Annotated in this window: 23 protein-coding genes and 1 pseudogene; 4 read left to right on the plus strand and 20 right to left on the minus strand. The window is 62.6% G+C overall.

Annotation, left to right across the window (positions count from 1 at the left end; translation table 11 throughout):
• Positions 1–178 precede the first annotated feature (178 nt).
• The 5 genes from AC3WL8_RS37630 to AC3WL8_RS37650 form a co-directional block, all read right to left on the minus strand.
• Positions 179–1,129, minus strand: coding sequence for a branched-chain amino acid ABC transporter permease (locus AC3WL8_RS37630; RefSeq protein ID WP_492380027.1), 951 nt, complete (start codon positions 1,127–1,129; stop codon positions 179–181).
• A 92-nt stretch (positions 1,130–1,221) separates the two neighbouring features.
• Positions 1,222–2,106 (minus strand): branched-chain amino acid ABC transporter permease, encoded by an 885-nt coding sequence (locus tag AC3WL8_RS37635; protein ID WP_492380048.1) that lies wholly within the window; start codon positions 2,104–2,106, stop codon positions 1,222–1,224.
• Between the two features lie 14 nt (positions 2,107–2,120).
• Positions 2,121–2,846: an ABC transporter ATP-binding protein gene (locus tag AC3WL8_RS37640; RefSeq protein WP_492380028.1), complete on the minus strand. Its 726-nt coding sequence runs from the start codon at positions 2,844–2,846 to the stop codon at positions 2,121–2,123.
• Between the two features lie 19 nt (positions 2,847–2,865).
• Positions 2,866–3,636 (minus strand): ABC transporter ATP-binding protein, encoded by a 771-nt coding sequence (locus AC3WL8_RS37645; RefSeq protein WP_492380029.1) that lies wholly within the window; start codon positions 3,634–3,636, stop codon positions 2,866–2,868.
• Between the two features lie 99 nt (positions 3,637–3,735).
• Positions 3,736–4,935 carry an ABC transporter substrate-binding protein gene (locus AC3WL8_RS37650; protein ID WP_492380030.1) on the minus strand — a complete coding sequence of 400 codons (1,200 nt, stop codon included), beginning with the start codon at positions 4,933–4,935 and terminating at the stop codon, positions 3,736–3,738.
• Positions 4,936–5,142: 207 nt separating this feature from the next.
• On the opposite strand from AC3WL8_RS37650, the gene AC3WL8_RS37655 reads away from it, so the two are divergent.
• The gene (locus AC3WL8_RS37655; RefSeq protein WP_492380031.1) at positions 5,143–5,508 is read left to right on the plus strand and encodes a hypothetical protein; all 366 of its coding nucleotides are present in this window, start codon (positions 5,143–5,145) and stop codon (positions 5,506–5,508) included.
• Between the two features lie 66 nt (positions 5,509–5,574).
• Here the strand turns inward: AC3WL8_RS37655 and AC3WL8_RS37660 are convergent, their stop codons facing one another.
• From AC3WL8_RS37660 to AC3WL8_RS37690, 7 genes are all read right to left on the minus strand, one after another.
• Positions 5,575–7,365 carry an acyl-CoA dehydrogenase gene (locus AC3WL8_RS37660; protein WP_492380032.1) on the minus strand — a complete coding sequence of 597 codons (1,791 nt, stop codon included), beginning with the start codon at positions 7,363–7,365 and terminating at the stop codon, positions 5,575–5,577.
• A 208-nt stretch (positions 7,366–7,573) separates the two neighbouring features.
• On the minus strand, positions 7,574–8,344 hold the full coding sequence (locus tag AC3WL8_RS37665; protein WP_492380033.1) for an enoyl-CoA hydratase/isomerase family protein: 771 nt from the start codon (positions 8,342–8,344) through the stop codon (positions 7,574–7,576).
• A complete protein-coding gene (locus AC3WL8_RS37670; RefSeq protein WP_492380034.1) occupies positions 8,341–9,174 on the minus strand; it encodes an enoyl-CoA hydratase-related protein in 834 nt (277 codons plus the stop codon). Before AC3WL8_RS37670 ends, AC3WL8_RS37665 begins: the two co-directional genes overlap by 4 nt.
• 5 nt (positions 9,175–9,179) lie before the next feature.
• Complete coding sequence (locus AC3WL8_RS37675; protein WP_492380035.1) at positions 9,180–9,947, minus strand: glucose 1-dehydrogenase; 768 nt, start codon at positions 9,945–9,947, stop codon at positions 9,180–9,182.
• A 23-nt stretch (positions 9,948–9,970) separates the two neighbouring features.
• Positions 9,971–11,614: an AMP-binding protein gene (locus AC3WL8_RS37680; RefSeq protein ID WP_492380036.1), complete on the minus strand. Its 1,644-nt coding sequence runs from the start codon at positions 11,612–11,614 to the stop codon at positions 9,971–9,973.
• Positions 11,615–11,639: 25 nt separating this feature from the next.
• Positions 11,640–13,661: an oxidoreductase gene (locus AC3WL8_RS37685; RefSeq protein ID WP_492380037.1), complete on the minus strand. Its 2,022-nt coding sequence runs from the start codon at positions 13,659–13,661 to the stop codon at positions 11,640–11,642.
• Positions 13,662–13,812: 151 nt separating this feature from the next.
• Positions 13,813–14,022 carry a hypothetical protein gene (locus tag AC3WL8_RS37690; RefSeq protein ID WP_492380038.1) on the minus strand — a complete coding sequence of 70 codons (210 nt, stop codon included), beginning with the start codon at positions 14,020–14,022 and terminating at the stop codon, positions 13,813–13,815.
• Between the two features lie 26 nt (positions 14,023–14,048).
• Between AC3WL8_RS37690 and AC3WL8_RS37695 the strand changes: the two genes are divergently transcribed.
• Positions 14,049–14,570, plus strand: a complete 522-nt coding sequence (locus AC3WL8_RS37695; protein ID WP_492380039.1) for a MarR family winged helix-turn-helix transcriptional regulator — start codon at positions 14,049–14,051, stop codon at positions 14,568–14,570.
• Positions 14,571–14,625: 55 nt separating this feature from the next.
• Here the strand turns inward: AC3WL8_RS37695 and AC3WL8_RS37700 are convergent, their stop codons facing one another.
• From AC3WL8_RS37700 to AC3WL8_RS37715, 4 genes and pseudogenes are all read right to left on the minus strand, one after another.
• Positions 14,626–15,420 (minus strand): enoyl-CoA hydratase-related protein, encoded by a 795-nt coding sequence (locus AC3WL8_RS37700; protein ID WP_492380040.1) that lies wholly within the window; start codon positions 15,418–15,420, stop codon positions 14,626–14,628.
• Between the two features lie 876 nt (positions 15,421–16,296).
• Complete coding sequence (locus AC3WL8_RS37705; RefSeq protein WP_492380041.1) at positions 16,297–16,560, minus strand: H-NS family nucleoid-associated regulatory protein; 264 nt, start codon at positions 16,558–16,560, stop codon at positions 16,297–16,299.
• Entirely contained in the window at positions 16,544–16,870 is a 327-nt protein-coding gene (locus tag AC3WL8_RS37710; RefSeq protein WP_492380042.1) for a hypothetical protein, read from the minus strand. The genes AC3WL8_RS37705 and AC3WL8_RS37710 overlap by 17 nt, the downstream gene beginning before the upstream one ends.
• A 309-nt stretch (positions 16,871–17,179) precedes the next feature.
• Positions 17,180–17,428 (minus strand): annotated as a pseudogene (locus AC3WL8_RS37715) (DUF4158 domain-containing protein); the annotation flags it as partial.
• Positions 17,429–17,842: 414 nt separating this feature from the next.
• Between AC3WL8_RS37715 and AC3WL8_RS37720 the strand changes: the two are divergent.
• Positions 17,843–18,856, plus strand: a complete 1,014-nt coding sequence (locus AC3WL8_RS37720) for a LysR family transcriptional regulator (RefSeq protein ID WP_492380043.1) — start codon at positions 17,843–17,845, stop codon at positions 18,854–18,856.
• Between the two features lie 11 nt (positions 18,857–18,867).
• Here AC3WL8_RS37720 and AC3WL8_RS37725 read toward each other — a convergent pair whose 3' ends face one another.
• The 3 genes from AC3WL8_RS37725 to AC3WL8_RS37735 form a co-directional block, all read right to left on the minus strand.
• Entirely contained in the window at positions 18,868–19,227 is a 360-nt protein-coding gene (locus AC3WL8_RS37725) for a nuclear transport factor 2 family protein (RefSeq protein WP_492380044.1), read from the minus strand.
• Between the two features lie 157 nt (positions 19,228–19,384).
• A complete protein-coding gene (locus tag AC3WL8_RS37730; protein WP_492380045.1) occupies positions 19,385–20,668 on the minus strand; it encodes a cytochrome P450 in 1,284 nt (427 codons plus the stop codon).
• A gap of 122 nt (positions 20,669–20,790) precedes the next feature.
• Entirely contained in the window at positions 20,791–21,915 is a 1,125-nt protein-coding gene (locus AC3WL8_RS37735; RefSeq protein WP_492380046.1) for a PDR/VanB family oxidoreductase, read from the minus strand.
• 305 nt (positions 21,916–22,220) lie between these two features.
• On the opposite strand from AC3WL8_RS37735, the gene AC3WL8_RS37740 reads away from it, so the two are divergent.
• Entirely contained in the window at positions 22,221–22,874 is a 654-nt protein-coding gene (locus tag AC3WL8_RS37740; RefSeq protein WP_492380047.1) for a TetR/AcrR family transcriptional regulator, read from the plus strand.
• Between the two features lie 64 nt (positions 22,875–22,938).
• Here AC3WL8_RS37740 and AC3WL8_RS37745 read toward each other — a convergent pair whose 3' ends face one another.
• Complete coding sequence (locus AC3WL8_RS37745; RefSeq protein ID WP_492380049.1) at positions 22,939–23,142, minus strand: helix-turn-helix domain-containing protein; 204 nt, start codon at positions 23,140–23,142, stop codon at positions 22,939–22,941.
• Positions 23,143–23,145: the final 3 nt, after the last annotated feature.

A 23,145-nucleotide genomic window follows, 5' to 3' on the forward strand; every position in this document is an offset into this window, starting at 1 on the left:
TCACCGGCGACATGCGCTACCGCCCGAGCCCGTGGCTGTGGCGCCGTGCCGGCCTGGGCCTGTCGCTGCTGGCCGAAAGCGCCTGACGCAGGCGACCAGCCAGAATAAAGGCGCTGCCAGGATTGCTGGCAGCGCCTTTTGCTTATCGCCCACGATACCCGCGGGCAGTGCTGCAGACCTATGGATGATCCGAACCGCGCCGGAGCAGCGCCTGCACCTCCCCCATGATGCCGCGGCGGAACGTGAGCACGCACAGGATAAAGATCACGCCGGTCACCAGCGTCACGGACTCACCCAGTGTCGCGAACCACTCCACCCCCGTCAGGCTGGCCAGCCCCGCGCCGATATCGCCGAGCTTGTTCTCGAGCACAACTATGACCAGCGCGCCGAGCACCGGTCCGGTGAGCGTGCCCATGCCGCCGACCAGCGTCATCAGAATTACCGTCCCAGACATCGTCCAGTGGACATCGGTCAGCGTCTCGAAGCAGAGCACCAGCGCCTTCATCGAGCCCGCCAGGCCAGCTAGCGCCGCAGACAGCACAAAGGCCAGCAGCTTGAAGCGGTTGGCGTCGAAGCCCAGCGACACCGCGCGCGCCTCGTTCTCCTTGATGGCCCTGAGCAGTTGCCCGAACGGCGAATGGACGACGCGGACGATCAACGCGAAGGCCGCCACGAAGATTGCGACGACGACGTAATAGAACGTCATGTCGGAGGACAGCGGCAGCGCGCCGAAAAGGCTGCCCCGCGGGATCCCTTGCATGCCGTCTTCGCCGCCGGTGGCCGGCGCCTGCAGGCAGACGAAGAAGAACATCTGGGCCAACGCCAGCGTGATCATCGAGAAATAGATGCCCTGCCGGCGAATGGCGAGCGCGCCCATCAGCAGGCCCACCACTGAAGCCGTCGCCACGCCGGCCAGCAGGCCGACCTCAGCGGAAACGCCCCAGGTCTTCATTGCATACCCGGTGACATAGCCGGCACCGCCAAAGAACGCGGCGTGGCCGAACGACAGCAGGCCGGTAAACCCGAGCAGCAGGTTGAAAGCCGCGGCGAACAGTGCGAAGCAAAGAATCTTCATCACGAACACCGGGTAAGCGCCAGCCTGGGGTGCTAGCACCAGCAGAATCAGCATTACCGCGCCGGCATACGTGGACACCCACGCAGCGGAACCGCGGGCGAGTCCAGCGGGGGGCGCAAGCCGGGAGATAGAGAAGTATCCGCTCATCATTTTTCCTTACCAAACAGTCCTGCAGGCCGAAACAGCAAGACGATGACCATCACGAGAAACACCACGGTCGAGGAGGCTTCCGGGTAGAACACCCTGGTCATGCCCTCGACGACCCCCAGTCCGAGCCCGGTCAGCACGGCGCCAAGGATCGAACCCATGCCGCCGATCACCACCACGGCAAACACCAGGATGATCAGGTTCTGCCCCATCAGCGGTGACACCTGGCTGATCGGCGCGGCGAGCACGCCGGCGAGGCCGGCCAGCGCTACCCCGAAGCCATAGATGGCCGTAATCAACAGCGGCACATTGACGCCAAACGCCTCCACGATCTTCGGGTTCTCGGTTCCCGCGCGGAGCACGGACCCGAGCCTGGTCTTCTCGATCAGGAACCAGGAACCCAGGCACACCGACAGGGATGCACCGACGACCCAGGCGCGGTAGTTGGGCAGGACCATGAAGCCCAGGTTTGTCCCGCCGGAGAGCGCTTCCGGAGTCGAGTACGGCAGGCCAGAGACCCCATAGGCCGAACGCAATACACCTTCCACCACCAGTGTCACGCCGAGCGTCAGCAACAGGCCATAGATATGGTCGAGCTTGTAGATGCGCCGAAGCAGCAGCCGCTCCAGCACCACGCCCAGGATGCCAACGGCAAGTGGGGCCAGCAACAGCATCGTCCAGTAGGACAGTCCCAGATAGGTCGTGCCCATCCACGCCAGCACGGCCCCCAGCATGAACAAGGCGCCATGCGCGAAGTTGATGACGTTCAGCAGTCCGAAGATCACTGCCAGGCCGAGGCTGAGCATGGCGTAGAACGCGCCATTGACTAGGCCGAGCAAGACCTGCGAGAGCAACGACGGCAGCGGTATTCCGAAGATTTCAATGGGCATCGTCAGCCTCACACTCCAAGTAGTTCGTGCAGCACCGGCATCTTGGCGTGCAGCTCATTGGCCGCGAAGCGCTCGACGATGCTGCCATGCTCCATCACGTAGAAGCGGTCGGCCAGCGGCGCGGCGAAGCGGAAGTTCTGCTCCACCATCACCACCGTGTACCCCTTCTGCTTGAGCATCAGGATCATGCGCGTGAGCGCCTGCACGATCACCGGTGCCAACCCTTCCGAGATTTCATCGAGCAGCAGCAGGTTGGCACCCGTGCGCAGGATGCGCCCGACCGCCAGCATCTGCTGCTCGCCGCCGGAAAGACGCGTGCCCTGGCTCTGGCGCCGCTCCTTCAGGTTCGGGAACATCTCGTAGATATCGGCCTCGCTCATGCCCTTGCTGGTGTCCGCGCCCTTGAGCACGGGCGGCAGCATCAGGTTTTCTTCGCAGGAGAGGCTGGAAAAGATCGCGCGCTCTTCCGGGCAATAGCCAATGCCGTAGTGCGCGATCTTGTGTGTCGGCAGGCCGATGGTTTCATGGCCATTGACTTTGATCGAGCCCTTGCGCGCGCCCGTGAGGCCCATGATCGCGCGCAGCGTGGTGGTGCGCCCGGCGCCGTTGCGGCCCAGCAGCGTGACCACTTCACCGTGGTTCACGGTCAGGTCCACGCCGTGCAGGATGTGCGATTCGCCGTACCAGGCCTCCAGGCCCTTGATCTCGAGCGCGGGTGTGTTGGATGTTGTCATGTGTGGTTCCCCGGCCGTCTCAGTGCGCGCCCTGCAGTTCCGCGTCGACGGTGCCCATGTAAGCCTCCATCACGCGCGGGTCCTTCGACACTTCGGCGTACGGGCCTTCGGCCAGGATCGCGCCGCGCTGCAGCACGGTGATCTTGTCTGCAATGGACGAGACCACGCTCATGTTGTGCTCCACCATCAGGATGGTGCGGCCCGCCGAAACCTTCTTGATCAGCTGCGTGACGCGGTCCACGTCCTCGTGGCCCATGCCCTGGGTGGGCTCGTCCAGCAGCATCAGCTCGGGCTCCATCGCCAGCGTGGTGGCGATCTCCAGCGCGCGCTTGCGGCCGTACGGCAGGTTGACCGTCTGGGTGTGCGCGACCTCGGTCAGCCCGACCTGCTCGAGCAGTTCCATGGCGCGCTCGTTCAGCACGTCCAGCGAGCGCTCGCTGCGCCAGAACTGGTACGCCGTGCCGAGCTGGCGCTGCAGGCCAATGCGCACGTTCTCCATCACCGTCAGGTGCGGAAACACCGCCGAGATCTGGAAGGAACGGATCATGCCGCGCCGCGCGATCTGCGCGGGCTTCTCGCCGGTGATGTCGATGCCGTTGAAAAGGATGGTGCCGGTGGTCGGCTCCAGGAACTTGGTGAGCAGGTTGAAGCAAGTGGTCTTGCCCGCGCCGTTGGGGCCGATCAATGCGTGGATCGAGCCGCGGCGTACTTGCAGGTTGACATCGCTGACCGCCGTAAAGCCCCTGAAGGCCTTCGACAACTGCGTTGTCTGCAGGATGAGATCTGACATGGGAAGTGGAGGCGCTCGGGTGAAGGACAAAACAGGGTCTCCGGTGGCCTTGGCCACCGGGATTCCCTTCAAGCGGGGATCAGGGAAAGACGCGTCGCGTCAGCCCTTCAGCGGGCAGGCGCTCTGCGCCAGCGGTTCAAACGCCTTGTCCTTCGGAATCACTTTGCGGATCTTCATCAGGTCCCACTCGCCCTTCGACTCCGCCGGTCCCTTGGCTTCGGCGAGGTACATGTCGTGGACCATCTGCCCGTTGGCCTGGATACGGCCGCCCTTGGCAAAGAAGTCGTTGACCGGCGTCTCGCGCATCTTCGCCATGACCTTGTCGGGGTCCGCGCTGCCGACGGCCTGTACGGCCTTGAGGTAGTGGATGACAGCGGAGTACATGCCGGCCTGGACCATCGTCGGCATCGCCTTGGTCTGGGCAAAGTACTTCTTGCCGAAGGCCCGGGTCTCGTCGTTGTAGTCCCAGTAGAAGGCCGTGGTGAACTGGAGGCCCTGCGACGCCTTCAGGCCCATACCCTTCAGGTCGCTATCGAAAATCAGCAGGGGTGCGACCACCTGCTTCCCTGTCCCCAGGCCGAACTCCGCGGCCTGGCGCACCGCGTTCTGGGTATCGCGCCCGGCATTGGCCAGTGCGATGACCTGGGCCTTGGACGCCTGTGCCTGCAGCAGGAACGAAGCGAAATCCGATGCGGAGAGCGGGTGCCGGACCTTCCCGCTCACCTTGCCGCCGGCTTGCTCGACCACTGCCACGGCATTGGCTTCCAGCGAATGGCCGAAGGCATAGTCAGCGGTCACGAAGAACCAGTCTTTCTTGCCATCCTCGACGATCGCCCGCGCCGTGCCGTTGGCCAGCGCATAGGTGTTGTAGACGTAGTGCACACCGTAAGGCGAGCACTGCTTGCCCGTGAGCTCGGTCGTGGCGGAACCCGCGAAGATGGTGATCTTCTTCTTGCTGGCGCCAAGCTTTTGCAGCGCCAGCGCCGAGGCCGAGTCGGTGGACTCGATGATCATCTCGACGTTATTGCGGTCATACCACTCCCGCGCCCGGGTCGCGGACACATCGACCTTGTTCTGGTAGTCCGCGCTCAGGACTTCAATGGGCCTGCCGAGAACCTTGCCGCCGAAATCCTGGACCGCCATCTTGACCGCGGCAACCCCGCCCGGCCCGCCAATGCCTGAATACACGCCCGTCATATCTACGAGGGCGCCGATCCGGAAGGGCTCCTCAGCCAGCGCCGGATGGCAGAGCGTTGCCAGGCAAGCCAGCGCGCATGTGCGCAGCACCGTAGTCTTCATTGAATGTCTCCAGTCGTACGTTTTCGTCGTGGGCTACCGCTGCGGACAGGGCAGCCTTCTTCTTTCTTTGCAACAACGATGCCAGCCCTGGAACGCCTTAAAACCAGCAGAAATCGGTGATTTCTGTGTCTTCGCCGGCTTGACGAGGACATTCGTGCCCACGCACATGTCCTCGGAAAATACAGTCCCGGTGTTCTCGAAGGGGCCGTGAGCAGCAGCTCAGCACTAAACGACAAAGCGCCGGTCTCCGGCGCCGCCAGCGCGGGCACACCGATGGCGGACCGCCCAGACCACGGCGCGCATTGCCTTGCTTCCAAGGCGGTGGACTGTCCGCGTGCAGTGCTCGAACGCCACGTCATCGGGAAAATACCGAAGCTCCGCGGCACTGCCGAGGATCACCGCGATATCGAGTGGGGATTCCTGCTGGATAGCCAGCGCCAGCAGGCGGCTAAGCCGCCGCGTCACTGCGTTGCCATCGTCCGGCCTTTGCAGCCTGGCTTCCGACTGGATGGCACGCACCGCGGCCCGGATGTGGTGGAGCATCTCTGCAATACACATCTCGGACTGCGTTGACCGTATCGATTGCCGTTCGCCTGCCACCGTCCACTCCTTGTATTGCAGCGCCTCGCCTGTGGGTTGTCAGAACAGTTCGGGCGGGATGGCCAGCACGCTATCCGCCCCATGCAGGATGCGATGCCGGTGTGCGCCGGCCTGTGCCAGTACGTGCTCGGCGAAGAAACGCGCGGTGGCCACCTTCGCCTCCATGAATGCCTTGTCTTCGCCACGCACCAAGTAATCGTCGGCAACAAGCAACGCACGTGCCAACAGCCACCCAGCCACCAACTCACCCGCCAGGGTCAGGTAAGGAACGCTTCCGGCATAAACCGCATTGGGGGCTCGTGCCCCCTCGCGCACGACATACTCGATTACATCGAGGAAAGCCTCCCGCGCATGTGCCAGACCGGCCCTGACCGATGCGGCGGCCTCGCCATCCCGTTGCGCGAGTTGCGCCTCGGTCTGCTCGATCTGCGCGGCGATCGCCCGCGCCGTCGCGCCGCCTTCGCGAATCGTCTTGCGGCCCACCAGGTCGTTTGCCTGGATGGCGGTGGTGCCTTCATAGATCGGCAGGATCCGGGCGTCGCGGTAGTATTGCGCGGCGCCGGTTTCTTCGATGAAGCCCATGCCGCCATGGACCTGGATATTCAGCGAGGTGACCTGCACGCCCATTTCGGTACAGTAGCCCTTGATCAGCGGCAGCAGGAACTCATAGAACGCGTGCTGGGCCTGCCTGACCCCGGCGTCAGGGTGGCGGCAAGCCTGATCGTCGGCGGCAGCGGCGACCAGCAGCATCGCCCGGCAGCCCTCGATGCGCGCCCGCATTTCCATCAGCATCCGACGCACGTCCGGATGACGGATGATGGCGACACTGCCCGCGGCCGATCCATCCACCGGACGGCCCTGCACGCGCTCCCTCGCATACGCCACGGCCTGCTGGTACGCGCGTTCGGCAATGGCGACCCCTTGCACGCCCACGGCAAAGCGTGCCGAGTTCATCATCTGGAACATGTACTCCAGGCCGCGGTTCTCCTCACCGATCAGGTAGCCGGTCGCTCCGCCATGGTCTCCATACTGCATCACCGCCGTCGGACTCGCCTTGATGCCCAGCTTGTGTTCGAGACTGGCAGCGTGCACGTCGTTGCGTTCGCCCAGGCTCCCGTCTGCCTGGACCAGGACCTTCGGCACCATGAACATGCTGATGCCCTTGATGCCCTCGGGCGCGCCTGCGACCCGGCCGAGCATCAGGTGCACGATGTTCTCGGTCAGGTCGTGGTCGCCGTAGGTGATGAAGATCTTGGTGCCGAACAGCTTGTAGGTTCCGTCCTGCTGGCGCTCGGCGCGCGTGCGCACCAGCGACAGGTCGCTGCCCGCCTGCGGTTCGGTCAGGTTCATGGTCCCGGTCCACTGGCCCGAAACCAGCTTGTGCAGGTACGTCTGGCGCATCGCCTCCGAACCGACTGCAGCCAGCGCGGCGATGGCGCCGTCGCTGAGCAGTGCGCATAGCGCGAAGCTCAGGTTGGCGGAGTTGACCATTTCCGAGCACGCTGCGCCGATCACCTTGGGCAAGCCCTGCCCGCCGAATTCCGGCGGATGCTGGACGCCAAGCCATCCGGCTTCCGCGTACTGGCGGAACACCTGTCGCATACCGGGGCTCGTCTTCACTACCCCATCAACCAGGGTCGCCGGCTCGCGGTCGCCGCTGGCGTTCAGCGGCGCGATTACCTCCTCGTTGAAGCGGGCACACTCTTCCAGCACAGCGGCTGCTGTCTCGATGCCGGCATCCTCGAAGCCATCCAGCCGGGCAAGCTCGTCCAGGCCAGCCAGGTGCTCGATGTTGAAGAGAAGGTCCTTGAGCGGCGCTACGTATGTCATTGGGGTCTCGCGTATAGGGGGACACGCCTGGCCGATTCATGTCGTCGGGCAAACGCATCCGGGATTGAAGGAGAAAAGCGCGGGTGTTCCTGAGTCAGGCGTGCGGCTGAGGAGCGCCGTTGATTCGCGCCCTGTGGCAGGGCAATACCCGATATGCGCAGGGGGACGCCGGGGGCGGACGTAGATCCCGCCCTCCGGCAACTGCATTTCAGCGGCCGGTGAAGCGTGGCGCCCGCTTTTCCAGGAAGGCGATGATGCCTTCGCCGGCGTCGCCTGTCTGTGTGGCCAGGACAAAGAGTTCGGCTTCCGCCCGCAGGCCAGCCTCAAGGTCCAGCGTTGCCGCCCGCCTGACCGCCTCGCGGGCGAGGTGGACGGCGGCGGGCCGCCCTTCCGCAAGCGAGGCGAGGAATGCCAGGCCAATGCTCACGGCATCGCCATCCTCGACCAGCTTGTCGACCAGGCCGATCTCCAGCGCCTCATCGGCAGAGACAAGGCGACCGGAAAGGATCAGCTCCATCGCCTTGTCGGATCCGACCAGGCGCGGCAGGCGCTGGGTCCCGCCATAGCCGGGTATCAGGCCGAGCTTGATCTCCGGCAAACCCAGCCTGGCGCCGGTGATCGCCACCCGGTGGCTGCAGGACATGGCAAGCTCCAGGCCGCCGCCCAGTGCCGCGCCCCGGATCACCGCAACCGTCGGTACCCGCAGGGCAGCCAGCCTGGAGAACGTGCCCTGCCCCAGCGCAGCGCCGTCACGATGTTGCGATGCCGTCCTGCCGCACAGCTCACCGATGTCGGCGCCGGCGCAGAACGCCCGGTCGCCGCCGCCGACCACCAGTACCGCCCGGACGTCGGAGTCGGCGATGGCATCAATGCACTTCGACAGGGTCTGGATCATGTCGGAGTTCAGCGCATTGAGCGCCGCCGGCCGGTCGAGTGTCAGCACCGCCACGTCGTCGGCATAGTGCAGGCCGATCGTCATGACTTGTTCTCCCCGCTATCCTCCCCGATCTGGCCGGCAACCTTCCCTTGGTAGACGTCACGGAAGCGGGGCTTGCGCTTCTCCAGGAAGGCATGGACGCCCTCCTGCGACTCGGCGGTGCCGTAGTACAGCGCCAGTGCCTGCATGCCCAGCCCGCCAATACCGCGGATGGAGTCCGTATCGGCATTGAAGGACCGCTTGGCGATCGCCAGCGCGGTCGGGCTCATGACGAGGATCTCCTGGCACCACTTATCGACTTCGGCATCGAGTTGGTCGGCCGGCACCACGGCGTTGATCAAACCCATGGCCAGCGCCTCGGCGGCGGTGTAGCGCCGGCACAGGAACCAGATCTCGCGGGCACGCTTCTCGCCGACGACGCGAGCCAGCAAGGCCGTACCGAAGCCGGGATCGACCGAGCCAACCTTGGGGCCGACCTGGCCGAACTGCGCGGTGTCCGCGGCAATCGCCAGGTCGCAGCAGGTCACCAGCACATTGCCGCCGCCGATGGCATAGCCATTGACGCGCGCGATCACGGGCTTGGGGCATTCACGAATGATGCCCTGCAGCTCCTCGACCGGGAGGCCGATCACGCCGCGGCCGTCGTAGCCACCATCGTGCGCGGACTGGTCGCCGCCAGTGCAGAATGCCTTTTCGCCGGTACCGGTCAGCACGACCACACCGACCGACTTGTCCCACGACGCCGCATTAAGCGCGTGGATCAGCTCGTCGCAGGTGCGGCCACGGAAAGCGTTGTACTTCTGCGGGCGGTTGATGGTGATGCGCGCCACACCTTCGCGCACTTCATAGAGGATGTCGGTATATTCGTTCATGGTTCTCAACCGTGCATGGTCAGGCCGCCGGAGACGCTGAGGACCTGACCGGTAATGAAGTTGGCGTCGTCACTGGCGAGGAATGCCACGATGCCGGGAATGTCGTCGGGCTGGCCCAGGCGCTTGAGCGGAATCGCGCGCTTCAGCCCTTCATAGATCTTCTGGCCGAACTCGCCCTCGCCCAGGAAGGACTGCAGCAGAGCCGTATCGGTCGGGCCGGGGCACACCACGTTGACGTTGATGTTGTTGCGCGCGCATTCGCGGGCAATGGTCTTGCTGAAAGCGATGACACCGCCCTTGCACGCCGAATACACCGACTCGCCCGACGAGCCGACGCGGCCCGCGTCCGAGGAGATGTTGACGATCTTCCCCTGCTTGCGCTTGACCATCCACGGCAGCACGGCGTGGTGCAGGTTCAGCGGCCCCAGCAGGTTGATGCCGATCACCTTCTGCCAGAATTCCGGGGTGGTCTCCAGGAACTGCATGGCGACGTCCCAGCCCGCGTTGTTGACCAGCGCATCGATGCCGCCGTGCTTCTCCGCGACCTTGCCGATCGCCTCGGTCACCGCTGCGTGATCGGTAATGTCGAGCTGCAGCTGCGTGAGCTGCTTGCTGTGTGCCTTCAGCTCGGCGCTCAGATTCTCCAGCGCGCCCGCATTGACATCCACCGCGACCACATGCGCGCCTTCGTCGCAGAAGCGCTTGCACAATGCCTTGCCGATGCCACCGGCAGCGCCGGTGATCACGACGACCTTTTCGTTCAAACCTCGCATAATGTTACCTCCTGTTTCCATTCCTACTGAACTCGGTTCGACAAGATTTCCGCGGCCATCTTGCGCAGCGCAAACTTCTGGAGCTTGCCCGTTGCCGTACGCGGCAACGGCTCGAATACCACGTGCTGGGGCGTCTTGAATCCGGGCAGCCGCTGGCGGCAGTACTGGATGACGTCTTCCGCGTTGAGCGTGCCGGCGTATTCAGGCTTGAGTTCCAGCATCGCGCACGGCACCTCGCCCCATTTCGCATCAGGGACGGCCACGACCGCCGCGTTCTGCACTGCCGGATGGGTATAGAGAACCTCCTCGACCTCGAGGGAGGAAATGTTCTCGCCGCCGGAAATAATGATGTCCTTGGCGCGATCCTTGATTTCGATATAGCCATCGCTGTGGACCACGGCCAGGTCACCGGTGTGGTACCAGCCGTCGGCGAACGCTTCCTCGGTGGCCTCGGGATTCTTCAGGTATCCCTTCATGGCCAGGTTGCCGCGGAACATCACTTCGCCAATGGCCTTGCCGTCGCGCGGGATCGGGTTGAAGGCGGCATCGACCACCATCATCTCTTCCATCACCACGCTGCGCACACCCTGGCGCGACAGGTGGGCGAAGTAGCCGTCCTCGCCTTCGCCTTCCCATTCCCGCTGCGGCTGGCACAGGGTGTTGACGCCGTGCATTTCCGTCATGCCGTACACGTGCAGCAGCGAAAAGCCGAGGCCCGAGATCCTGCGCAGCACCGCCGTCGGCGGCGAGGCGCCGGCACAGACGATCCGGATCGGCCGCGACGGCTTCGACCAGCCTTCAGGCTTGCCGTCGATCAGGAAGTCGAGCACGGTCGGCGCGCAGCACAGGTGCGTCACGCCATGCGTGGCGATGGCGTCGTAGATTTCCTTTGCCACCACCTTGCGCAGGCAGATATGGGTGCCGCCCATGGCGGCCATGGCCCAGGCAAAGCACCATCCGTTGCAGTGGAACAGCGGCAGCGTCCAGAGGTAGACCGGGTCGGCGCCAACCAGTCCGGCATTGATGGATTGGCCCAGGGCGTTCAGGTAGGCACCGCGATGGTGGTAGACCACGCCCTTCGGGCTGCCGGTAGTACCGGAGGTGTAGTTCAGCGCAATGGCGTCCCATTCGTCTTCCGGATATCGCAACTCCACGTCCGCTGCCGACGCAAGGAAAGCCTCGTAGTCGACGGCGCCGACCGTATCCTCCGCGCCGGAGGCCGGGTCGCGGATGTCGATCACCTGGATCGGCATGCCGGTCTGCGCCACCGCCTCGCGCACAGTCGCCGCGAATTGCGTATCGGCCAGCAGGATGCGCGTTTCCGAATGCTGCAGGATGAACGCGATGGCGGGCGCGTCAAGGCGGATATTGATGCTGTTCAGCACGGCGCCCGAAAGCGGCACGCCAAAATGGGCCTCCAGCATCTCGGGAACGTTGGGGGCAATGATGGAGACCGTATCGCCCCGCTCCACGCCGACGGTGATCAGCGCCCGGGCCAGCTGGTAGCACCGGTCCGCGTACTGGCGCCATGAATAGCGCCGGTCCTGGTAAATGACCGCATCCCGGTCGGGGAAGACATCCGCCGCGCGGCGCAGGAAATGCAGCGGTGTCAGGGGTACGAAGTTCGCTTGGCGTTTGTGCAGGCCTTGATCGTATTTCGTCAGCATTAGTGTCTCCGGCTGCTGTTTTTACTTAAACTGCGACGGCAAGTCGGGTGGCCTGGTCGATGGCCCGCAGGGCATCCAGCTCGCTGGCGACATCGGCGCCACCGATCAGCCTTGGCGCTGTGCCCCGGGCCTTGAGCTGGTCGTAGAGATCGCGATTGGAGTTCTGGCCCGCGCACAGCACCACGTGATCCACCGGCAGCACATGCGCCTTGCCATCAACCGTGTAGTGCAGCCCTTCATCGTTGATGGCGTCGTACGTGGCACCCGCGGTCATCGCGATATTGGCCTTGCGCAGCTTTGCCTTGAGAATCCAGCCCGTCGACTTGCCGAGGCGCTTGCCAAGCGGTTCCGCCTTGCGCTGGAACATGTGGACGCTGCGCCGCGGTGCGGGATGGTCCGCCGCGGGCGCGAGTCCGCCGGAGTTCGAATTCGATGCGTCCACGCCCCAGGCGCGGAAGAATGCTTGCGCATCGAGCGACTCCTCGGCATCTCCCAGCAGGAACTCAGCGACATCGAAGCCGATACCCCCTGCCCCGATGATCGCGACCCGCTGGCCGACCTCGACCTTGCCGGAAAGGACATCGATGTAGGACACGGCTTTCGGATGGTCGACACCGGCGAAGTCCGGCACGCGCGGCCTCACGCCGGTCGCCAGCACGATCTCGTCGAACGCGCCGCCGATCAGGTCGTCAGCAGTCGCCGGCTGCCCCAGGCGCAGCGTGACGCCAAGCTTTTCCAACCGGACCCGGAAGTACCGCAGCATTTCGTGGAATTCCGCCTTGCCCGGCACCGACTTGGCCAGGTTCAGCTGGCCACCCAGTTGCTGGTCGGCTTCGAACAGCGTGACATCATGCCCACGCTCCGTGGCGTTAATCGCAAAGGCCATCCCGGCGGGGCCGCCGCCGACCACCGCGATCCGCTTGCGCTTCAATGCCAGCCCGATCGGAAACTCGATCTCTCGACCGGCGCGCGGATTGACCAGGCAGGTTGCGGTGCGCTCGGTAAAGATGCGGTCAAGGCAGGCCTGGTTGCAGGCGATGCAGGTGTTGATCTCATCGCTGATGCCGAGGCGCGCCTTCCTGGCGAAGTCAGGATCCGCCAGCAGCGGGCGAGCCATGGAGACCAGGTCCGCCACACCGGAAGCGATCAGTTCCTCGGCAACCTCCGGCGTATTAATACGGTTGGAAGCCATCACCGGAATGCCGACCGATTGCTTAACGTTGCGGATGGCTTCACGCCATGCCGCGCGCGGCACGGTGGCCCCGATCGTCGGCACGGCGGATTCGTGCCAGCCGACGCCCGTATTGATCAGGTCGGCGCCCGCCGCTTCGACTTGCCTGGCGAACGAAGCGATCTCCTCGCCGGTCATGCCACCTTCGACCAGATCAATCGAAGAGATCCGATAGATCAGCATCGAGTTGCGGCCGAGGCGTTCCCGCACAGCCCGCACCACCTCGAGCGGAAAGCGGATACGGCCCTCCAAGCTGCCGCCGAATTCGTCGCTGCGCTGGTTGGTCAGCGCAGCGGTGAATTCATTGATCAGATAGCCCTCCGATCCCATGATCTCCACGCCGTCGTAACCCGCCTCGACGGCAAGGGCCGCGGTGTTGACAAAGTCGTCGATGGTGCGCCACACATCTTCGGTGCTCAGCGCGTGAGGCGGATAGGTGTTGATCCGTGCCTTGCCCGGCGACGGGGCAACACAAATCGGCACCTTGGCATAGCGGCCGGCGTGAAGGATCTGCAGGATGATCTTGCCGCCGGCCTGATGCACTGCCTGCGTCACCGCCCGGTGCTCATCGAGTTGTTCCGGGCTGTTGAACATCGGCCCGCCTTCTTCCATCACGCCTTCCGGGTTCGGGGAGAAGCCGCCGCTGAGGATCAGGCCGATTTCGCCCGCAGCCCTGGCCGCGTAGAACGCTGCAAGCCGTTCATGAGGGCGATCCAGCGTCTCAAGTCGCGTATGCATCGCCCCCATGACCATGCGGTTGGCCAGCACCGTCGAGCCGACGGTCAGCGGGGTAAGGATCTTGTCGAGCGTCTGCATGGGGTGTCTCTATGTGTTTTGAGAGGGTTGAACACATACTAGGCACGCCCGGAATATACGTCAAGATCTTGATGTATTTATGGGGTCGGGTTGGGGAAAATCCTGATCTATATTGACGTGTAAGGCAGCACCACGACACATCTCATATCACTTACATGGCATACTTTGCGAACCATTGTTGCGTAACAAGCACGCACATGCGGTACTGCCGCCCCGCCTTGACCTGGCAGGCCGGCGCCCGGACGTGACGCGCCGAGACCGAAGCGCACTGGCCCAGCCCCGGCATGATCGCCGGGCCGGCATCAAAATAGGTGCGCGCCTCGCGGCGCCTTAAAATAGACGGCGTTACGGCGCTGCGCATGACCGGCGCCGGCCCCGAGCCAATCCATGACAAACTTCGATCCCTCCTACGACCAGTCCGTCTCGTCAGTCCATAACCGGCTGTTCTTCCGCTTGTTCCAGGCGGGCAATACGCTGGACCGGCAGACGATCAAGACGCTTGGCATCACCACGGTCCAGTGGTCCGTGCTCGGCGCGCTGTCGCGCTCGCAAGTGGCGGACGGCATGTCGTTCTCCGATCTTGCGGAGTACCTGGTCGTGAGCCGGCAGAGCCTGGACGGCGTGCTAAAAAGGCTGGAGCGTGACGACCACGTTATCCGCGTCGCGGACACGGTGGACAGGCGCGCAAAGAAGGTCGTGCTGACGTCGAAGGGGCGCGAATTCTGGAACGGCCTGCAGCCGAAGATCTATGAGTTCTATCGCCAGGCGCTGACGAGTTTCCGCTTCGACGACAAGGTGTCACTGGTTCACTTCCTGAACCAGCTCAATGCCGGGATGGCGAGTGTGAGCCTTGATGAAGAGGCCTCGGGCGACGATCTCGAGCAGGCGGTCACGCCTGCGCATGACTGAGCAGCGCAGCCTGGGCAGCGCAACGGCCTGACAAGAATGTGGAAAGCGGGCTAGCCTAGCGGCCTGTGAATTTGGCGGTGCGTTTGTCCGCGAAGGCCCTTACACCTTCCTGGTAGTCCTCGCTCCAGCCCATTTCGCGAATGAAGGAGGCCTCCATCGAAAGCTGCTGCTCCAGGGTGTGGCCGCGGGCTGCGTGCATCAGCTGGCGCGTGCGCACGAGTGCCTTGGTGGGCATGGCGGCAACCTGGGCGGCAAGGCGATCCACCTCCGCGCTGAACTGCGCGTCGTCGAATACCTGCCAGATCAAACCCCACTCCGCCGCTGTTACAGCGGGGAGCTTGTCAGCGAGGTAAGCGAGACCGAGCGCCCGCTGCATTCCCACCTTGTGCACCAGGAACCAGGTGCTGCCGGTATCCGGCGTCAGTCCGATCCTGGAAAATGCCTGCAGGAAATAGGCTGATTTCGCGGCCACGACCAGGTCGCAAGCCAACGCAAGCGATGCGCCACCGCCGGCCGCAACGCCATTCACCGCCGCAATGGTTGGCACCTGGAGGTTCTGCAGGCGCATCACCATCGGCTTGAAGTGACGCTCCACCAGTGCGCCGATGTCAGGCAGCTTTCCGTCGGCAACCTGCATGGCAGGATCGGCCAGATCCTGGCCGGCGCAGAAGGCGCGTCCGGTGCCGGTCAGGATCAGGACGCGGACCCCGGCATTCCCCTCGACAGCCGCCAGCGCGCGGCTGAGCTCCACCATGGTTTCTTCATTGAGGCTGTTCAACTTGTCGGGCCGGTTCAGCGTGATCGTGGCCACTCCGCCCTGGAACGACAATTCGATGTTAGTGAATTGCACGGTGAACTCCTGTCTCCAAGGTCGGCCAAGGTGTTGTGAACCCAAATTGCCTGCGTGGCACTGGAAGCGTCAATTTGGCAGATCTCCGACCCGCGATCGCCCATGCCGTTCAGTGGCAGGGATCTTAAGCTGGCACTAGTATATATGTCAACATCATGTCATATAATCACCGGGCACTTTGATATCTGTCGACCATCTCCTTGACACCGTACTTCAGCGGAATGCCATTTTCTTGGTATAGATGCCCGCCAGCGGTTGGAATCAGTCCGCTTGTGTCACACGCAGGTCGTCCGGCCCGTTGTGAGGCCAATGCGCCACCGCGCGGATGGCTTCCGACCCTCGACCTGCGACCTCCGTCCCGATTGACGCACAGATTGCCAAGGGACGGACGGAAGGGAATAGCGAACAAGGTGCGAGCGTCGCGCTCGCCTACCAGGTGAATGGGCGGACGGCGACGATCACGTCCGCGCCCGCCATCTCCCCACGACCGCCATTGCCCCGGCTACGTTTGCAGACGCCCTCAGATTGGCACTAACGCCTTTTTGGGCGGGGTCGCCGGTGCGCCCCTCGATGCGGCTCACTCGGACAGAACCGGGAACATTTCAATTGCACGGCGTACCTGGGAGAGGCGTCCCGGAGCTGGTTATTCCATGACAGGTGTCGCCCAGGTTGGGGGCAAATGCCCTCCGAGTTCGGTTCGCGGTCGAGGGGGAATTTTCCGACCTTCGTGCAGCAATAACGAAACTCAGTCGAAAGTGCTGGGGCATTCGTCATCGCTGGAGACGCCATGGGGGGTTGCTCAGGTGTCGGGACGTTTTTCGTCCTTGGGGGAGCCTTGGCGGATTGCTCAGGTGCCAGGCTAATCCGCTGTCGAAGCTATCCGATCCGGAAAAACTCCACGCTCTGCCCCGCATTGACCGCTCGCCGCAGCCAGTCGGGCATGTCGCCCTGCCCGTCCCAACTCTGCCCCGCGGCGTTGCGGTAGCAGACCACGGGCGGTGGCGCTGGTGCGGGTGGCGGCGGGGGCGGTGGCGGATCGAAGCACCCCGCCGCTGCCAGCTCCTCCATGGTCAGCCCGTAGTCGGTCATCTCATTCTGGATCCAGCGGATCGCCGCCGCCCGCTCAGTTTTTGCTGTCATTGCTGTCATCACTGCTGTCGCTGCCGTCTTCCGGGTTCAAGGCGGCGGCTGGCGCGCCCTGCTTGTCGTTCTGCTGTTCGTCCAGCTTTTCGCCTGTCACCCCCTGCTCGGTCGACGCCGGGCTCCCGGCCTTGCGCCGCCGCCCACCACCATCTCGCTCGGGCGGTCCCATCCGCAATTCTGCCAGCAGCTGGCGCGCCAGCGCTGCCTCGGCCTCGGCCCGTTCGGCCCGGCGCTGCGCCGCGACCAACTCCGCCTGCACCGCGTCCAGGTCGTTGACGGATTTGGGGTAATCGTACTTTCCGTGCAAAATCTGGCGGTGAGCCCAGAATTTTCCTTACAAAACAACGCGTTAAGAAACTGTCGGGTTCACCAGCCTCCATCTTTTTGGTGCAAAATCTGGCGTCAACGCTGCCGGCGAACGCTGGCCCCAGAGCCCTCCGACAATGTAGAAAAGCGCGTTGCAGATTTGTGCTAAATAGATCATATATTCCTGGATGTCGACTTGCTAGCCGCCGGCGCGGACGAAGTACTTCGTGAACAACCGCTCGGCCTCACCCAGGCCCTCTTCGGTCAGCCACACCGATTTCGCCCGAAATCATCGCGATTTCTGGCTTGTCAAACCGAGCCGCTGGCCGATGTAGTGGAGCAACTGGCGCGGCAGCGTACTGACTTGGCCGAGGCTATGCCCACTTGCGCGCAGGAATACCAGTTGGATGGCCGCCCCAGCGCGCCGGTCGGGCCGAAAGCGCTCATTGAGCGCCGCGACGTCGCTGTCGGTCAGTGCGAAATATCGCTCCACATCGAATTCCGACAGCCGCATCGGCAACCGGTCACTTCCCACATAGCGAAATCCCAAGCCCGGCATCTCTTGCCCCCATCGAGATGGCGCGATCCGAATCGCGGGCGCATATGTTACGCCCTCCTCTCATTCGAAGCGGTCAACAAGTGTGGGCTTGTCGGGAAGCGTTGTGGACAAAGGCTTTCGGGGAAACCGCCAGATTTTGCACGAAAAGTACGATTACCCCAGGACCCTGAGCAATTGCTCCATTTGTGGATCAATAAGTTCCATTTGAGCCAGTTTATTCCGAAATCAGCTTCGTGGATCATTGATATCGCCGCTGTTGCGATCGCCGCAGGACCCAGTCCACACGACATAAGGCGACATTGCTGTCAGTGATCTGAGCGGTTCAAGGCGCTGCGCAACATCGGTGCGGGCCTGACGTCGGCGAGTCGGAATGCGGATATGACATCTAGATGGCCCCGATTTTCGCTGGAGACAATGATGAAATTCGACCTGAACCTTCTGCGGGTGCTGCTGGCCATCCATGAAACCCGCAACATCACGACGGCGGCGAGCCTGCTGAATATGAGCCAGCCCGCCGCTAGTGCAGCACTTGGACGGCTGCGAGATTCGCTGAACGACCCGCTCTTCATCCGCTCGCCCACGGGCATGATGCCGACCCCACGAACTCTGGGCATCATCGAGAAAGCCAGGGAAGTGCTGGAATCGGTCGACCACGAAATCCTGTCCAATCCGACATTCGATCCCCTGCATGCGACGGACGAATTCGTCTTCTGCATGACCGCCATTGCGGAGTATGTCTTTCTGCCGCGCCTGTTCCCAATCATGAAGGAAAGGGCGCCGCTGGCCAGGATCCGGTCGCTGACCCTTAGCCCGGACGACCTGCAGGAACGGCTGCAGAGTGGGAAGGTGGACTTGGCGGTCGGCTTCTATCCTGACCTCGCCTCGGCGGACATCTACCAGCAGCGCCTGTTTTCCCACCGGCTGGTGTGCCTAGTCAGGCAAGGGCATCCGATTCTCGCAGCGGGCATGACGCTGGAATCGTTCCAGGAAGCCGAGCACGTCGAAGTCAAGGATGGAAGTCGGGGCACCGAGATGTTCGAGCAGACCTTGCAGAACCGCAAGATCGAACGGAACATCGTGCTGACTACCTGCCACTATATGGGTATCCCGCGGATCATCGCGGAAACGGATCTAGTTGCGGTGGCACCGCATATTGTTGCGGCGATGTTTGCTGACAAGTACAAACTGAAGGTCGTCGCCCTGCCGCTGGATCTACCTGATTATGACCTCAAGCAATACTGGCACCGGAAGTTCCACCACCACCCGCGGCTGATGTGGCTGCGTTCACTGCTGCAGCGGGAATATTCCAAGAGCTACGTTGCAGACCTGATGGCCAGCCTGGGATCCAACGGCGACGAAATGGCACCCGGCCGCTGGCAGCCGCACAATCAGACTGCGGCAGATCGGCCAGGCACCCACACAAAGTAGTTAGCCAGGCATCAGGTCGCAGCAAAGACAGGGGACAAATCGGTATAGATCCGCCATTCGCTTACAAGACCCCCGCTCAGTCTGATGAACGTGGCGCAGGGAACTGACACGACCCGCTCGTCCAGTCGCGTGTAGCTCACCTTTCCCTCGAAAATGACGTGGTCCGCAATTTCGAAGACTTGGACAAAATTGTGCTTCAGTCCACGAATGCTCTGCCAGAAGGCGTTCAGCGCGGCGCGGACTTCCTCCTTCCCCGCCGCGCAAGGCTCGTTGCCAAAGGTGAGCCTGATGTCATCGGCAACAAAAGCGAGAAACTGCTCCAGCCTTTTGTTGTCGATGTGATCGAATAATTCTTCATACCAGCGTTTCATATTGGCTGTCTCTCCGAAGTTTCGACGCACTCTCCGCTCCAGACGCCTGCCTGTACCCGCGAAAAGCCGCCCTTTGGTTGGGGGAAGCACTCCCCGGCATACTGCTGATAGCCGTCGGCAGAATCCTACCGCTCGACGGACCGAGATCCCTGATCTCTTAAATCTTGATTGGATTCCAGGCCGTCGGAAGCTCCAGCAAGTGGGACACCGTCATCATCGGTAGGTAAGAACGCTGGTAGCCAGGCTTCAAAGCCAGGTTCGGAATGCGCCGGAACAGTTCCGCGATTGCGATCTTCGCCTGCTGTCGCGCCAGGCCGCTGCCGAGGCAGCTATGCCGTCCGACACCAAAACCCATGTGCTGCCCCGCATTGCTTCGGCTGATGTCGAAGTTCAGGGAATCGTCGAAGATCTTGATGTCATGACCGCCGGCTGGGATAAGGATGTAAACAAGCGATTTGGCCGGGATGGTCACGCCACTCAATTCCACCGCCTTCGTCGTCACCCTCAGCAACCCGGGGACCGGGGTTCTCATCCGCAGGCCTTCGTCCACGGCATTGGCCGCCAGTGAGGGATCGCCGACCAGCAGGTCGCGCTGGTGCGGTGCGGCGCAGAGGTGATAGATGACGTTGCCAATGGTGTTCGCAGTGGTGTCATGGCCCGCACCCACCAGCGAGATCAGGTGACGCACCACCGCACTCCTGGAAATGGCTGGCTCGCCGTCCGGCCCTTTGGCCTGCAACATTGCCGAGATGATGTCATTTCCCGGTTCGGCCAGTCGCTGGTCGGCGTAATCAGCAAAGAAGCGGTTTGCCTCCGCGAGGCTGAGCCAGCGTGCGCGCAGATCGCTTTCTTCAAGCTGACGCATTTCGCTTGCTTCCCCGCCCGCCGTGACCCGTGGCGTAAACAGATAGAAGTAGTCGTCGGTCCACCTCTTGTATTTCTCCTTGTGCTCCGGCGGGAGACCAAGAAGCTTGACGATGGTATTCATCGTCAACGGCACAGCGTATGCCTTCATGAGGTCAGCTTCGCCGCGTTCGATCATACCGTCGATCAGTTCGTTCGCCGCTTCGGTAATGAATTCCCCCATCTGGGCAATCACCGCGGGGGTAAAGCTTCGCGCCATCACGTTTCGGTGCGTGGCGTGCTGCGGCGGATCGATGGTAATGACGATCTCCTCCACCTTCAGGTCCGGCACAAGCGGTTCCAGGTCGGCCGGCGGTTGAATCAACCCTGTGGCGCGCGAGGAAAACGTTGCATGGTCCCGCAGCACAGTTTGGATGTCCTCGTACTGCGAGATCACCCAGCAGTTCAGCGGCTCATAGAAGAAAACGGGCTCTTCATTCTGTAGCTGCTTATAGATCGGTGCGGGATCCAACGTGAAGGCCGGCGAAAACGGGTTGAAGCGGGCACTCGCCGGCTCCTGCAATGCTTTATCGACCATGGTTTGTCTCCAGTTCTGAGGAACTGCCGCCCCGGTCAAGCAGCAGTCTCCGGTTTGTAGTGGATGGTGGCGGCGAATCTGCCTGCGCTGCGCGGAGGAGACGCCACGGCTTAAAGGGGGCGTCAAATGTCGAGCACCAGGCGCGCAGAATTCGACCGCGAACAACACAGGAGCATCTGGTCGTTCTGCGCCTGTTCCGCCAAAGAGAGGTACATATCCCGATGGTCCGGCGTACCGGAAACCACACGGGTGAGGCAGGTGCCGCAGACGCCTTGCTCGCAGGCCACCGTGACTTCGACACCAGCCGCAACTAGCGCGGCGGCAATGCTCTGCGCCGGCTCGACCCGGATCACCTTGCCCGAACTGGCGATTTCCACCTCGAACGCCTCGTCCTCGGACTTCTGCATGACCTCGGCGCCGAAGTACTCGAAGTGGATACGTGACTCCGGCCAGCCGGATTGGCGCGCCTGGCCGAGTACCGCATTCATGAAACCCTGCGGGCCGCAAACGTACAGGTGCGTATCGGGCGGGCAGGCGGCGAGTTCACGCTCAAGCTCGAGTTGTTGGCCACGCTCGCCGTCATCCATGTGGAAACGAACCTTGCCGGCAAAGGGGGCACTACGCAACGCTTCAAAGAAGGCTGTGCGATCTTGGGAGCGGCTGCAGTAGTGCAACGCGAAAGAGCGATCCTGGCGCGCCAACTGCTCTGCCATGCAAAGGATTGGCGTGATGCCGATGCCGCCGGCCAGCAGCAGGGTGTGCCTGGCGTCCTCATAGAGCAGAAAATGGTTGCGCGGCACGCTTATCCTGACCATATCGCCTTGCTTCAGTTGTTCGTGGATAACCCGCGACCCGCCGCGCGAAGCTGGGTCACGCAGCACCGCAATCTGGTAGCGATGAGTTTCGGTAGCCGGATTGCACAGGGAATACTGGCGCACCCCCGCCCCAGGCACATGGAGGTCAACGTGGGCACCGGGGCAGAACGCTGGCAGCGCACCGGCGTCCGGGCGCACCAGTTCCAGGCTGAGGATGCCTTCGGCTTCCTCGGTCCGGCGCGCTATGCGCACATCGATCAGTTCCGTGTCGGTGCTGCCTTTTTCGCGTGCGCCGTCATCGGAAACTGCGCTGGTCGCCTCGTTGGCGACGACCTGCGTATGACTTGCGTCAGACTGCGGCATCCGGCTCCGGGCATCTGTTGAGTCAACGGCGCCTGGCGCGCCGCGCATCTGTGCTGCGGGATCTTTCACGGGTCACTCCCGAAATTTTGAGCGGAACTGAATCGTTGCCTGGTTCGTGTTCCGAACCGGGGAAACAACGCGGAGGGCTGTACCAAGTGGATCGATGCCACCACATACCTTGTTGGTTCCTTGCGAAGCATTATAGGTTGCGCAACCTATTAAACAATCGGGGTGAGGGTAAACGACAGGAAAGAATGAGGAAAAAGACGAGGCTCGATCGCTCTCACATGGCCACCGACATGGGTTGTCGGACCTATAATCCCCACGGTCACCTTACCTATTTTTACAGGCAATAGCTCGAGCAAAGCGAGACCATGAAGAAACTCAGAATCACTTCCGCGGAGATACTCGATGCGCGAGAGGCAGCGCCCCAGCGGCGTCGAGGCAATCGGGAAAGTCGGGTGCCTGAGATCATCGACGTGTCAATCAACGTGATGATCACCAGTGGCTATGCTGGATACTCAATCAACCGCGTGGCGGATGATGCGGGCGTCAGGCTCAGCACGCTGCAACACTATTTCCCGACCAGGGAGGCCTTGCTACGCGCAACCCTGGAGGAGATTTCCAAACGGTACTTCGATCGATACCGGGACTTCGCCGAGAACCAAGCGCGCAAACCTGGTGCACGACTCATGGCGATCCTTGATGATGTCTTCGAAGAGTTCGTCAAGCCCGGCCTTCCGGCCGCGATCTTCGAAGCTTGGGGGCTTGCCCTGCACGAACCGTTCGCGCGAGATGTCATCAACGATATCCAAAAAGGATTCACTCGGCTCTTCGCTACGCTTGTAGGCGAGATCAATCCCGCCCTTTCGCCCGTAGAACGGCAGTTGCGCGGCGCTTTGATCATGTCCAACTTTCAGGGATTGATCGTCTTCCTTCGCTGGGCGGACAACGACGCCGCACAGATGCAAGCCTTTCGCAAAGCGGTAAGGGTGGTATGGACCGGTCTTAGCAGCGCAGGTGAATAACACTCGATGAGCGGCGGCTCACCTGCGAGCACTTCACGCGTTTCCGCGCACAAGGTGGTGGGGCCTACCGAAGCCAGGACGATTCCGGTGCGTCTGTCCTGTATGCCTTCGGTGACTTTCCATAGCGTGCTTTGAACAAGTTACTGAAATGGGCGGCGTCACAAAAGCCAAAGCGGTGTGCTATCTGAGTGATCAGAGGTGGCGCCGTTTGTTCGGACAGGGAATCCGGATTTTTAAGTGGAAGCGCTGGGGCAGTCAGGCTGCCGATTTG

The organism is Cupriavidus sp. FW305-F7 (assembly GCF_058782875.1).